This window comes from Fictibacillus sp. EA-CB0309, from assembly GCF_055814265.1.
On the sequence record NZ_CP169271.1, the window covers coordinates 3,061,757 to 3,073,969 of the forward strand.

Sequence of the window (12,213 nt, forward strand, 5' to 3'; positions counted from 1 at the left end):
TATTTTTTGTATAACCCGTTACAATTCTGTGTAATGGGGCTACTTGTTATCGAATTTTTGGATAGAATGATACAATAAAAGAAATTCATTGAGAGAGTGAAATCAATTGAGAAAATATATGATTTTTCTGATATCCATACTGTTTTTAGCAGGCTGCGAATTCAATAAACAGGAAACAACAAAGAATATTTTCCTGATTCCGGAAGGCTTTGAAGGATCAATCTTTACGTTTTACAATATGCCCGATGAGCCTGCATTAAAAAAGGAAGACGGCTATACGGTGATTCCCGTAAAGGAAAAAACGTTAAAAGAGTTAAAAGATACGGAGATTAGTCAGTACGGTGTTTATTTCACATCCACAAAAGATATGATCTACGGTGTTGTGAACGACCAATATTATTATGTGGATGATAAAGGCAAACGAAAAGAGATCAATGAGCAATGTATCAGCCTTGGGTCAAACGGTGGCTTTACAGGTAAAAATGGTGAAGATATTAAGTACTCGGTCATTCAAGTGACTTCTTCTAATTGTGGTCCTACTTTTAAAGAGAACGGAAGAAATGACTTTAATGCTCAGGTCAATCATGTCGGCAAACATTATTTTAAAGAGTTGGGTATGAAAAAATAAAAACGCTGCAAAGGGGTTAAACCCTTGCAGCGTTTTTCTATTCGATAAAATACATTTTTCCGTCTACTTCCAGAGATATCGCTGATTGCTTCATCTCTTCTTTCAAAGATTTTGCGTACGCTACCACTGCATTGATACTTTTCTTGTCTAAATCTTCGGCAAAGCTATAAACGATCGTAACCTTTTCTTTTACAAGTTGATCGTCTTCCGCCACCCATGCTCCTGTTCCTTCGACCGCCGTTGCCCCGCCAAACATTTTAGAGAACGTCTCAAGTGACTGATTCACGTAAGGCGTGTTATCGATCGGCTGATCTACATTGTATGTCGATGGAACATAGATTTTGATAACCTCATCAAGATGGTATTGCCCCTTTAATGCGTTCGTTTCTTTCGCTTGAATACTTTCTGGGTGACTTGTATTGTTTAAAAACAACCCTAGAAAACTAATCAATACAAGTGATAAAACCCCATACAAAATTTTGCTCCCCTTCAACCTGTCCACTCCTTTTCACACTTTAAATCGATAATAAGATACAGTGTAAAGAAATCGGTGTGTTTGTGGAATAGGTTGAAAGGTTCAAATCCTAGTAAACGATTAGAGGGACTATACTCATAGAGCATTTCGTTATTAATTTATTTCCAAATTCCCAAATACTTCTTTTTGTATTTAGCGTCTGTTACAGTTTCAATCAAATTCATAGCGATTTGTTTAATTTCATCATCGTTCGTCTCATCATATACATTTCTAAGGTTTTGCAAAATATCGTTTCGAATCAACGTGCCATTCTTTTCTTCTTCACAAGTATGAAAACGGTCGACGAGGTGTTTAAGGACCATCTCTTTTTGTTCACTGCCAGCAAGTGCAATTCTCCAAATGGATTGCAAGCTATGACGAGCAGTCACAAATTTCTTATCATAGGTCACATTCCAAATCGCAGGAAAATCGCCTAGTATTCTTTTCTCAGGGTCGCTGATTGCTACATGCGCGAGAAATTGTGCCGCTCTAGATCTTCGGTGATTGTCAGTGTCATCAAGATCATACTTCAACTGATCCCAGACTTCATAAGCCCAATCAACAGGTGTTTTTGTTGCAGCAATAATTTGGTTGTAAGCTTCGTACTGAACGTTTCTGTCGGGTGAATTTAGATTTTCAAAATGGGATTGCATCGTTTTGTCCATGTGTCACCTCTTCATATGAGTTTATTGGAGTAATGCTAATTGGTAGATTTATTTATCTGAGGATATAAGGTGCTGAAGTTGCGTTTTTTATTAATCCTTTTACATCACTTCTTAAATGGACATATTGTTCTGCTGTTTCAGCATCCATCCAAGTGATTTCTTCAATTTCCTCTGGGAATGAGATACCTATTTCACCACCAACGATTTGCCCTTTAAATATAAAGAAAACAGCGTGGTGTCCTCTATCTTCAAAAAAGCTTCATTTACAGAGAAGATTCCATGCAGTTCAACTTCCAAACCTGTTTCTTCTTTTACTTCGCGTTTAGCTGCTTCTTCGAGGGTTTCTCCAGGTTCGACTGCTCCTCCAGGAAGTGTATAGTATGAAGCACCTTTTCCTTTATTCTTCACCAGTAAGACCTTTTCACCTGTCTCATCAAAGAGAAGGACATATGTAACATCTACTCTTTTCATATCATTTGTTTCTCCTTCTTTTAAATCATGTATCCCTTACTATTCGTTTATTTCATAACAGTGTTGGTAAGAATAGGGGTAAAAAGGAGAGTTGATACTCATGGATAAGAATAAAGAATATGCAGCTGCCAATCTATCTGATGATTTGGTTAGTGAGCTGCAATCGTTCGAAGAGAAATTAAGTGGACAGTCGAACAAAAATCTCGTTGTGATCGCCTATGAAAAAGATTCTGAGCGTACAGTGAACTAAAGAACATAAAGAAATGAGAAATAGATTTCGGTCTACTTCTCTTTTTTAACTATTTACTTGCGATCCACTTCATCCACAATCTGATCAATCTGATTTGTCCAGATTCCTCCTGAGTAATGGTCCGGTAATCTTTTAAGGTCTTCCACTGAATCGAATCCTTCAGACCAGCCTCCGTCACCCGCAACAATGAGAACTTTTGTCCCTTTTTCCTCTAATCGGCTGATGAATTTTCCAGGCCAGCCCCACATCCATTTACCATAACTTTCTGGCATATGAATTTGTGTGTTTTCACACTTTGATGGCACGTATCCCGTCCAACCTACTGCCATGTATGGAAGCAAGCAGTTTTTCATCGTTTCTTTTGACATGACCCGCATTTCGGGAATTTTTTCTTTTAACGACTTAACAGGCTGATCTCCGCCATAAACAGAGAGTTGAGTCAATCTGTCTTTCGGCAACTTTGATAAATGTTTGGCAAGCAGCTCCCCTCATCAGGGTCATCACTTTTTATATGGATTAAGAAAGACTTATTCGGAAATGCGGTCAACACCTCATCAAGTGAAGGCATGAGCCCTATTCCTTTGCCACGGAAAGGATACGTTTTCCCATTGTCCGCCGTATATCCGTAGCCAATATCTAGTTGCTTCAGTTCTTTCATCGTATGTTCTCTTGTTACGCCTTCACCATTTGTTCTGCACTCTAATGTCCAATCATGGAATACCGCAAAATCATTGTCTTTTGTCATGTGAACATCGAATTCAACAACGTCCGCCCCCTCATTAAAAGCTGCCTCCATTGAAGAAATGGTGTTTTCTAGAAACATATGTTCAGGCTCATGGATCACTTCAGCCGTACAGGTGTCACCAGTGATACCTTCCATATCAAACGTTTGAGCCATTCCTCTGTGTGCGAGTAGCCAGGGTGTTTCCACTTCATCCTTTTTTGAAAAAAGGGAGCTATTGTTCACGTACAGAAACGCAATCAAAGCTACTAACAAAAGAAGCACTTTTATTCTTTTTCGTTTCATATAAAATTCCCCTTACTTTCCTTCGATATCCCCTTTATTATATGTAAATTTCATCCTGCACCTCCATAGCTTGTCTATGATACTTTGGTGATAAATTGATAGAATGACAAATACTGCACATAAAAAAACAGAGAGCACGAGGCATTCTGTTTTTGTTTTTACTTATTCAAAAATTATTTCACTTCCTCTATCACGGATTCTCCTTGACTTCCTTCAGCCCATTTCCACTTTTCATGCAGCCGAATTCTTCCGTCACCTAGCATTTCAGGTGTTGAATGACATTCTCCTCCTCTAATTTCATTGAGTTTGTTGACATGATTGTACCTAAACTGCAAACTGCCATCATCGTTTACGATTCCAATCAATGTTCCACTGACAATTTCCCCGCCAGCATATGTAGCTGTTACAATGTTTTCTTCTTGTTTGTAGTGAAAGATCGTTTGAGAAGACACCTCTCCATTTGCAGAGTTTTGAACCGAGACAAATGTTTTGCCATCATAATGAGTCAATGTATGAAGCCTCCTATTTTTATAATATTCACATAATTTAACATAACATATCGGTTTCTTCCAACAATATTACCGCTATGTTTTATATAGGTTTTAGAATATATACAACTTTTCTTTGCATATAGTTGGGTTACAGCATCGGAGGGAGATCACTTCATGTATGATCACTTAGTGCCGTTACAAAAACGACACCTAAAACGAGCAAGTGAGATACTGACCAATTCCTTTATCGATAATCCCATGTTCATCTATTTCTTTCCCGTCCCCCAAAAAAGAAGAAAAATCTTGAGGATGACCTTTCCTATTGTCATTCAGGTCCTTCAGTCAAATGGACGATTGTATGTGACTTCTGATCATGTGGAGGGGCTTTTTTGCGTGTCACAGCATGGGGAGAAAACAAAGGTAGGAAAGCTGTTTTATGCGGCGTTAACGTGTGCCATTCGTCTTCCACAGTTTCTGATTCATCTGTCGCTGATCGAATTTATGAGGAAAGCGAGCAGGCTGACTCCCGCCAACAGCACTTTGGCAAAATATAAAAAACGATACGACAACTTCCTCTTGGTCGATTCTGTATGTGTGGATCCCGCTCACCGGCATAAGGGACATATGACAAAAATGATGAAGGCAGCTATTGAAGAAACAAAGAAAAGAAAGACCTTTTGTTTGCTTCAAACCGAAACGATGCAAAATGTAAGAATCTATAAGCATCTAGGTTTTTCATTAGTTGAGGAGGTTACAGGCGATCAGATTCCCTTCTCTACCTTTGTGATGATTTATGACCCTTATGAAATTACGGATAAAATGCAGAAAAACCAACCGGAATAAGTGCAATCGGTTGGTTTTTTGGTTCTGCCCCGCGGAAAGAGAGCACCTGGAACGGAGGTCAACCACTTCCAATAGCTACCTATTCTTCAATAAAAGGGCGATCGCGTAGATGTTCCGTTTGTTCCATCAACACATAAGCAAAATGATCGTAATCGACCCACTTCATCGGAATGAGAAGCTGTTCCTCATTCTTCTTGTTGAAGACCGAGATTCTTTTTTTGTTGTACTTCACTTTTTTAATATCCTGAATTCGTATCACGTTTGTCTTGCTGCCTTTTTGCACAACAAGATCGTGCCCGACGATCAACACCTTACTTCTCTTAATCTTCCAAAACTCAAGAACAGTTAAAATCAGACCGATCACCGTAAAACCAATAGAAAAGTAGATTCCATCGTCAATGCCATCTATAAAAGTCGTTGTCCAGTCCGACAACAGAATCGCATAAAAGAACCACATGCCTTTTGATAGCTTTGGCGAGCTTTCAAAATGAATTTCATTATGAAGCTGTTGCTTCGTGTCTTCTCGCTTCGCAAAAATTCCTCTTTGTGCTGTTCGATTGATTTAGCATCAAGCTCCACAAAATCAGTATACGTTCCTTCCCAAACATGAGCCGTGTCATCTCCGTCTTCTAAAGAGAAGCCGCCTGCCCAGCCTACATAATCTGTACCTGATTCTTTGAAATTCAATAAATAATACCGTACCGGCTGGCCGTATTGGTTCTCGGTATCGATTGAATCCAGAACATTGATGTGTTCAGGGAACTTGCCTAACAATCTCTCATCTTCCTCATCCTGCATGTAAACGAGATGAGTGAACAATTTCGACTTGGCGATGATCGGCTGTTTTTTATCTTTGATCGGGTAAAGGTTCTCTTTGTTGGCACCCTTCAAATCCCAATAAAAATCTTCCGCACTCTCTAAGTTCTCCGCTAACGTAACGAGAACTTCTTCTTCTACTTTCACGTGTTTGATTAAACTTACGATTACAGCTTTTTCAGCAATGAGTGGATCTTTGAAATGTACCGCTTCGCTTAAATACTCTTCGCATTCAAGCGTATAGTAGTAGTTCATCAACTGCAAAAGAAGCCCCATGTGAAAACGAATGGAAATGTACTCTTCTTTCCAAGCGGTGTAAACGAACTTGGCAGAGTATTCTTTATCGTAAGAAAGGTATTCCCTTCTCGTTGTTTCATAGTCTGCTAGGAGAATTGGAAGAACGATATTCTTTTTATATTCCCACTCCACCCCAGATTCGGTAACGGAATGAATCATGTCATACATCATGAACTTGTAATGAGGCGTGTGGATGCGATCGATCGTTTTGTTCAAGATGTTTCGAACGAATACAGGAAAGTTCACAAGTTGCTCGACAGGAAGATGAACTTCCTCTTCGTTTATCAATCTTGCAAGCTTTTCTTCTATTTCAAAAAAGATCTCTTCATCCTCTGTTAATAAAAAAAGTTCAACTGCTCTTATTTGCGCAGCTGGTGAGAAGGAATCAAAATGTTTAATTAAGTGGTCGATCACTTCAGGCATCGGATAATCACAGACAAAATCGATTAAATAGAACGATGGGTTATCCCACTTATCAACAGATTTTGGAAATTTGCGCGCAGCTACTTCTATCATTTCTAACAAAAGTTCCAGACGAATTCGTTCGTTTTCCTCTACTTTAAATTCATATAGTAGATCGAGTCCCTCAAACCGCTTATCAGGGTCATCACTTTTAATCTGTTTCAGCATACTTCTGACTTTTAATTCGTTCATCTCTTCACCTTTTACATTCAAATTTAATGAACAGTACAGCATTCGATTTATTCTAATTTATCCCTAAAGGAAATTCAATCTATATTTTGGAATAATTTAGTTCTTCATTTACATCTATTCATGTTCACTTTCCTTATCCTCCTTTCCTTCAGCCTGAACCAGAATATGAGAAAAAAAGCCCCAGTATCCAAATATGGAAACAGGGACCTTAATCATCTTTAAGAAGCTCTGACAAAAACTTCTCTCTATTATTTAAAAAGTATTTTGTTACTTGATAATGATCCGTTGTTTCATAGTCTACTTTTGAAATTTTGCCATTATCAAAACTAACGATGTCCGAACTTGGATAACCCAAAAGAATTGGAGAATGCGTGGCAATGATAAATTGTGTATCACCACGGGAAGTCAAATCATGAATAATCTTAAGAAAAGTTAACTGCCTTGACGGTGAAAGAGCTGCCTCTGGTTCATCCAGCAGGTAGATCGCTTTCCCTTTAAAACGATGTAAAAAGAGAGATAAAAAAGATTCTCCGTGCGATTGTTTGTGCAGTGACCGTCCCCCATAATCTCTAAATCCTGTTGAGTCCACTTCATCGATATGAGTGGCAAAGCTGTAGAACGATTCCGCGCGCAAAAAGAAGCCATTCGTAACTTTAGGCATCCACGAAAGTCTTACATAATTTCCGAGTTCAGATTGTGAAGCATAAACGTCATATGTATTGTTGCGGCCACCGCCTGCTGTATTAAAATCGCATTTGTCTGCTATGGCTTCTAACAATGTGGATTTCCCTGTACCGTTCTCTCCCACAAAAAAGGTTACGTTTTTTCAAGATGCAGCTCATCCAGATGTTTAATAGCGGGTATGGAGAAAGGATAGGCTTTAAATGAATTGATATCGTCACGTAAAAGCTTAATTCGTTTTAAAAACATTAGCATCACCCATGAAAATTATAACAAAAATCTCTCGTTCATTGCTTGAGCAGGTGTAATCTGTCCGATTGGAGCGATAATCTGTCGGATTCGTCTAATAATCTGTCCGTTTCAAGTAATAATCTGTCGGATTCATCTAATAATCTGTCCGATTCAAGTAATAATTTGTCCAGTCGCTAAAACCGTCACATATAGTCCGTCACAATAGCTTATCCTTCACCAACGTGATAAACTATATTCTTGGTTGCACTCAATTTTTTTATGATTTATTTAACTATATGAACAATCTGATTATTTTGCTGTATGTGCTGTTGAGGAGGACTTTTATGAGAAAACAAATTATGACCGCTTTATTGCTTGTGACCGTTCTTGCTGCGATGGAGGGAACGATTGTGAGCACGGCGGTTCCACGAATTACGAGCGACTTGTCTGGCATCGAGCTCGTGAGCTGGGTATATGCGGTCTATATGCTAGCGACTGCGGTTTCCACTCCGATCTATGGAAAACTCGCTGACTTGTTTGGCCGAAAAAAGTAATACTTGCGGGTATTATTCTATTCTTGGTAGGTTCCGCTCTTTGCGGAATCGCAATGTCGATGGAACAGCTTATCTTCTATCGTGCGATTCAAGGTCTCGGGGCTGGTGCTGTTATGCCGATTACGATGACGATCATTGGGGATCTTTATTCTGAAGCGAAAGAACGAGCTAAAGCACAAGGCTGGATTTCTGCCGTTTGGGGCGTTGCCGGTGTGCTCGGTCCTTTAGCAGGCGGTTTCCTCGTTGATACATTGTCGTGGCGCTATATCTTTTTCTTGAATATTCCGTTCGGGCTTTTGGCCTTCTTCATGCTGGCCGCGAATTATAAAGAGAATCTTTCAAAAGGAAAACCTTACATTGATTATTGGGGAGCTGTCACCTTTTCGCTTGCGACAATCGCCTTTTTGTACGCGCTGTTAACAGGAAGCCAAACACAAGAGTGGGGCAATCCGATGATTATCGGTCTTTTCGTTATTGCGGCCCTCCTTTTTGTCGGATTTGTCTATATCGAGAAAAAGTCACCTGAGCCGCTCATACCGCTTAACCTTTTTTCAAATAAAAGTGTGTTGATCGTAAATTCACTCACGCTCATTTCTGGCGCAGTTGTTATATGTATCACGATCTACTTGCCGATTTGGAGTCAAGGGGTGATGGGGAAAACGGCAACGCAAGCGGGGTTTGTGCTAATGCCGCTTCCTGTTATGTGGACGCTAGGTTCACTCGTCGCTGGTAATCTAGTCGGGCGGTTGAGAGATAACTGGATTATTACACTTGGCATTAGTGTAGTAAGTGCGGCTTCACTCATTTTCTACTTATTAGATGCACATTCACCAACGTTCCTGATCTATGTGGCTTCAGGCGTGCTGGGTCTCGGAATGGGGCTCATCACCCCGATCTATATGTTAATCATTCAAGCTTCTGTTCCGTCAAATAAACGAGGAGTAGCTGTAGCGTCCAACACGTTCACAAATACGTTCAGTCAAACGCTCGGCTCAGCTGTTTTCGGTACCATTTTCAACTTGATCACACTTTCAAGAGCTGAGAAAGCTGGGCAAGACCTTGATCTGAATGCTTCTTTTGAGCATGGGGGTGAACTGCCGGTCGGCCAATTGGCGCAGCTCCAAGAAATCGTAGCTTCCGGTGTTCATGCCATTTACGGAGTGATGCTCGTGCTCACGGTTATCGGAATTGGCGTCTCTTTCCTTTTGATAAAACATCGAGAACAAACTGCAGAATAAGACAACGGAGTGGTCCATCACAAATTGGACCGCTCTTTTTTTCAGTAGTATTTTAAACCAGCATCATCAAACCCGAATAACCCACTAAACCTGTGATAAAGGCAAGGAAACTGCTTTCCTGATCTTTTGGCAGTTCTTCTTTTAGAACGTTAAGTATGATGCCTCCCGCAAGAAGAGCAACAAGTATAGAAAGAATCAGCTCATGAACAACCGTTAGCGCACCGATTCCCCACCTAACAAAATCGCGATGGTAAGAAGAACCCTCCCGTATTTGTCGTAGGTATGTTTATGATCTTTTCTAAGACCCCAGTCGTTCGCAACAAAGTGGATACTCAGCGCTGTAAAGAAGAAGAACATTCCCCATTTTGTTTCGTACTCTTCCCTTATGAGCAAGTAACCGATCACTGCATTATAAATAAAGAATGACGCGGTATGAATCCAGAAAACCCCTAGTGAAGCAGGAGCATCGTCCGTGTTGGAGCTGCCGCTTCGCTTCTTTTTGATTTCTTCACCATTCGTTCGAGTCCATAGAAAAGAGCAAGTCCGAGCATGGCAATGAGATAAATATGATCTTCAATATATTTGCCAATCCCTTTATCAAGCGTTGGTTCAACTTTTTCCTGATAGTGATTCAGATCGGGTAGCAAATGCAGAAACACATAAGAAACAGCTACACCACCTGCAAACGATAGAAACTTGCTGCGCGGCGATTCCTTTATAAAACTTATGTACTTTGAGCTTAAGTGTACGAGTGCAAATCCTATTACAAAAATGAAACTAAGCATTGTTTTCGTAAGCATAAAAAACGTCCTCTCTATCTCTGACAAAAGTACATACCTCTATTATGTAACCATTCTCCCTGCCTGCTAAACAGCTAGACTCCCAGCACGTCAAAAAATTAGTTAATCACATTAGTGTACTTGTCTATACTTGTCCACCTCATTCTTCATATACTATTTAATCGGTGATGTGAAGGAAGTGATCGATGTGAAAAAATAAAGAGATGTTTGCGTTTGATGGGAATCTCGCTCTCTTTCTGGCTGTGATGTCGTATCAAGCATATATGGTTAACGATGCGTGCGCTTTTATGCTGCCCCCACATTTTCAGCTGAAACGTGAGATTACTTCGAGTTCAGGTGAGACATTCGGTTTCATTGCCGAGTCAAAGGATTCTGTGGTGGTCGCCTTTCGAGGAACGAAGACCATGGACAATGTGTGTTCGTATTTGGACGTCACGCAAACTCCTTACCCTCATGTTAAAAACAGTGGTAAAACCCATCGAGGGATTACCCGGATCTATAGTACATTTAGAGATACTCTTTTGCGGGAAATCAACGGGCTTTTTTCAAAAAAAGAAGCTGTTTGTTACCGGTCATAGCCTTGGCGGCGGTCTGGGTGCATTGTTTACGTTAGATGCCGCTGTAAACACGCAGTTTCAAAATCCTATCCTCTATAGTTTTGCGAGCTTACCGATTGCGGATGCCTCGTTTACTAAAAAATTTTATGAAGAAGTGAAAAACAGCATCCGCATAGTCAATGTGCATGATGCCATCTCTAATTGCATGACCCCTCTCTTTTTTAAGAACAAGCCCCTTCTGAACCTTCCAATTGGACAAGAATTTCAATTGAATTTTAAAAATAATCGTTTTATCCAAAACCACAGAATCCTCTGCTATATCCATTTTCTAAGCAAACAATATCCAAGTGCCTACAAAGAACTATGCGCGAAGTATCCTGGTTTCTGCCCGGACTCTTCTTTTTGTGAATGACAAAATCTGTTTAACTGATGTGGTTAGGTGGGTTTATTTTTTTGTGAGTCAAACTTGTTATTTACCCAATCCTTGTTAATTGAAACGCTCTTTTAAAATAGTTGGTAGTTTTGTATCGTAAATTGTCATAACTTCATACTTTCGGGGTGAGTTGCGACAATTGAAAGATAGAGCATGTGCTTCATGTCTAAATCATCCTTTATTGATAATATATAGAAATCATGATGTGAGAGGAGTTAGTGATGAGAAATATACTTAGCAAATTCTTACTCTTTTTTGTTGTAGTCAGTTTTCTATTTGTTCCAACAAACGTCCATGCACACGGTCTTTTAAAAAATGGCAATCAGGGATATGAGGTTTCGGCTCTGCAAGAAAAACTAAAGAAGATGGGCTTCTTCTACGGACCGGTGACGGGGTATTATGGTCCCCTTACAGAGCGAGCGGTGGCAGATTTTCAGTACAAGACGAGTCTTTCATCTGATGGAGTAGCAGGTCCTGCAACCATTTTGATGCTAAATGACATAGAACAGATGGCCCGAGTTGTTCATGGTGAGGCACGAGGTGAATCCTACATAGGTAAAGTTGCGGTAGCGGCAGTTATCTTAAATCGTTTAGACGATCCCGCATTTCCAAACCATATAAGTGATGTGATCCATCAGACGAATGCTTTTACAGCCGTTCATGATGGTCAATACGATTTACAGCCTAGCAGCTATGCTTATCGCGCTGTAATGGATGCCCTGCAAGGATGGGACCCAACTTACGGATCAGTGTATTACTACAATCCTGAACTAGCAACAAACACCTGGATCTTTTCAAGACCATCTGTTACAAAGATCGGAAATCATCTTTTTGCGCAATAAAGTAAATAGTGAGGACTCATTGGGTTAAGTAAAGCGGCCTTTATGAGTCTTTTTTGATGGTGGTTTAGCGGTTTTGTCAAAAATCGGATAAATAATTTTATCTACGTAATTATAAAGGTTATACACGTAATTATTGGTCATTACCTCGTAATTATTTTGTGGTGTTCGTTTGATACGAACACGCCCTTCTTTGTACACTTCAAACGGACTCTTACATACTA

The 12,213-nt window shown here is 39.9% G+C and carries 10 protein-coding genes and 5 pseudogenes; 6 read left to right on the top strand and 9 right to left on the bottom strand.

Going from position 1 to position 12,213, the window contains the following annotated elements; all coding sequences use genetic code 11:
- Nucleotides 1–118 precede the first annotated feature (118 nt).
- Nucleotides 119–628, top strand: coding sequence for a DUF6843 domain-containing protein (locus ACEWFH_RS17155; protein ID WP_473724978.1), 510 nt, complete (start codon nucleotides 119–121; stop codon nucleotides 626–628).
- A gap of 37 nt (nucleotides 629–665) precedes the next feature.
- Here the strand turns inward: ACEWFH_RS17155 and ACEWFH_RS17160 are convergent, their stop codons facing one another.
- From ACEWFH_RS17160 to ACEWFH_RS17170, 3 genes and pseudogenes are all read right to left on the bottom strand, one after another.
- A complete protein-coding gene (locus ACEWFH_RS17160) occupies nucleotides 666–1,103 on the bottom strand; it encodes a DUF3574 domain-containing protein (RefSeq protein WP_473724979.1) in 438 nt (145 codons plus the stop codon).
- A gap of 158 nt (nucleotides 1,104–1,261) precedes the next feature.
- On the bottom strand, nucleotides 1,262–1,807 hold the full coding sequence (locus ACEWFH_RS17165) for a hypothetical protein (protein WP_473724980.1): 546 nt from the start codon (nucleotides 1,805–1,807) through the stop codon (nucleotides 1,262–1,264).
- Between the two features lie 52 nt (nucleotides 1,808–1,859).
- A pseudogene (locus ACEWFH_RS17170) lies at nucleotides 1,860–2,278 on the bottom strand (NUDIX hydrolase).
- 100 nt (nucleotides 2,279–2,378) lie between these two features.
- On the opposite strand from ACEWFH_RS17170, the gene ACEWFH_RS17175 reads away from it, so the two are divergent.
- Entirely contained in the window at nucleotides 2,379–2,528 is a 150-nt protein-coding gene (locus tag ACEWFH_RS17175) for a hypothetical protein (protein ID WP_473724981.1), read from the top strand.
- Between the two features lie 53 nt (nucleotides 2,529–2,581).
- Here the strand turns inward: ACEWFH_RS17175 and ACEWFH_RS17180 are convergent.
- Together ACEWFH_RS17180 and ACEWFH_RS17185 are read right to left on the bottom strand one after the other, a co-directional pair.
- A pseudogene (locus ACEWFH_RS17180) lies at nucleotides 2,582–3,555 on the bottom strand (glycerophosphodiester phosphodiesterase family protein).
- A gap of 173 nt (nucleotides 3,556–3,728) precedes the next feature.
- Nucleotides 3,729–4,064 (bottom strand): avidin-fold protein, encoded by a 336-nt coding sequence (locus ACEWFH_RS17185; protein ID WP_473724982.1) that lies wholly within the window; start codon nucleotides 4,062–4,064, stop codon nucleotides 3,729–3,731.
- Nucleotides 4,065–4,439: 375 nt separating this feature from the next.
- Here ACEWFH_RS17185 and ACEWFH_RS17190 point away from each other — a divergent pair, with 375 nt between their 5' ends.
- Complete coding sequence (locus ACEWFH_RS17190; RefSeq protein ID WP_473724983.1) at nucleotides 4,440–4,889, top strand: GNAT family N-acetyltransferase; 450 nt, start codon at nucleotides 4,440–4,442, stop codon at nucleotides 4,887–4,889.
- Between the two features lie 79 nt (nucleotides 4,890–4,968).
- On the opposite strand, the gene ACEWFH_RS17195 is transcribed toward ACEWFH_RS17190, so the two are convergent.
- The 3 genes and pseudogenes from ACEWFH_RS17195 to ACEWFH_RS17205 all read right to left on the bottom strand — a co-directional run bounded on the left by ACEWFH_RS17195 (nucleotide 4,969) and on the right by ACEWFH_RS17205 (nucleotide 7,586).
- Nucleotides 4,969–5,322: a hypothetical protein gene (locus tag ACEWFH_RS17195; protein ID WP_473724984.1), complete on the bottom strand. Its 354-nt coding sequence runs from the start codon at nucleotides 5,320–5,322 to the stop codon at nucleotides 4,969–4,971.
- Nucleotides 5,295–6,656, bottom strand: a complete 1,362-nt coding sequence (locus ACEWFH_RS17200) for a hypothetical protein (RefSeq protein ID WP_473724985.1) — start codon at nucleotides 6,654–6,656, stop codon at nucleotides 5,295–5,297. Before ACEWFH_RS17200 ends, ACEWFH_RS17195 begins: the two co-directional genes overlap by 28 nt.
- A 208-nt stretch (nucleotides 6,657–6,864) precedes the next feature.
- A pseudogene (locus tag ACEWFH_RS17205) lies at nucleotides 6,865–7,586 on the bottom strand (AAA family ATPase).
- A 326-nt stretch (nucleotides 7,587–7,912) separates the two neighbouring features.
- Between ACEWFH_RS17205 and ACEWFH_RS17210 the strand changes: the two are divergent.
- Nucleotides 7,913–9,360 (top strand): annotated as a pseudogene (locus ACEWFH_RS17210) (MDR family MFS transporter).
- A 449-nt stretch (nucleotides 9,361–9,809) separates the two neighbouring features.
- Here ACEWFH_RS17210 and ACEWFH_RS17215 read toward each other — a convergent pair.
- Nucleotides 9,810–10,160 (bottom strand): hypothetical protein, encoded by a 351-nt coding sequence (locus ACEWFH_RS17215; RefSeq protein ID WP_473724986.1) that lies wholly within the window; start codon nucleotides 10,158–10,160, stop codon nucleotides 9,810–9,812.
- A 404-nt stretch (nucleotides 10,161–10,564) separates the two neighbouring features.
- On the opposite strand from ACEWFH_RS17215, the pseudogene ACEWFH_RS17220 reads away from it, so the two are divergent.
- Nucleotides 10,565–11,129 (top strand): annotated as a pseudogene (locus ACEWFH_RS17220) (lipase family protein).
- A 242-nt stretch (nucleotides 11,130–11,371) separates the two neighbouring features.
- Entirely contained in the window at nucleotides 11,372–11,992 is a 621-nt protein-coding gene (locus ACEWFH_RS17225) for a cell wall hydrolase (protein ID WP_473724987.1), read from the top strand.
- The last annotated feature ends 221 nt before the right edge of the window (nucleotides 11,993–12,213 follow it).

Bases quoted from the DNA above. Each gene is read 5' to 3' on its own strand.
- ACEWFH_RS17155 (WP_473724978.1), top strand. From the start codon at position 119: ATGATTTTTCTGATATCCATACTGTTTTTAGCAGGCTGCGAATTCAAT.
- ACEWFH_RS17165 (WP_473724980.1), bottom strand. From the start codon at position 1,807: ATGGACAAAACGATGCAATCCCATTTTGAAAATCTAAATTCACCCGAC.
- ACEWFH_RS17175 (WP_473724981.1), top strand. From the start codon at position 2,379: ATGGATAAGAATAAAGAATATGCAGCTGCCAATCTATCTGATGATTTG.
- ACEWFH_RS17200 (WP_473724985.1), bottom strand. From the start codon at position 6,656: ATGAACGAATTAAAAGTCAGAAGTATGCTGAAACAGATTAAAAGTGAT.
- ACEWFH_RS17215 (WP_473724986.1), bottom strand. From the start codon at position 10,160: ATGCTTACGAAAACAATGCTTAGTTTCATTTTTGTAATAGGATTTGCA.
- ACEWFH_RS17225 (WP_473724987.1), top strand. From the start codon at position 11,372: ATGAGAAATATACTTAGCAAATTCTTACTCTTTTTTGTTGTAGTCAGT.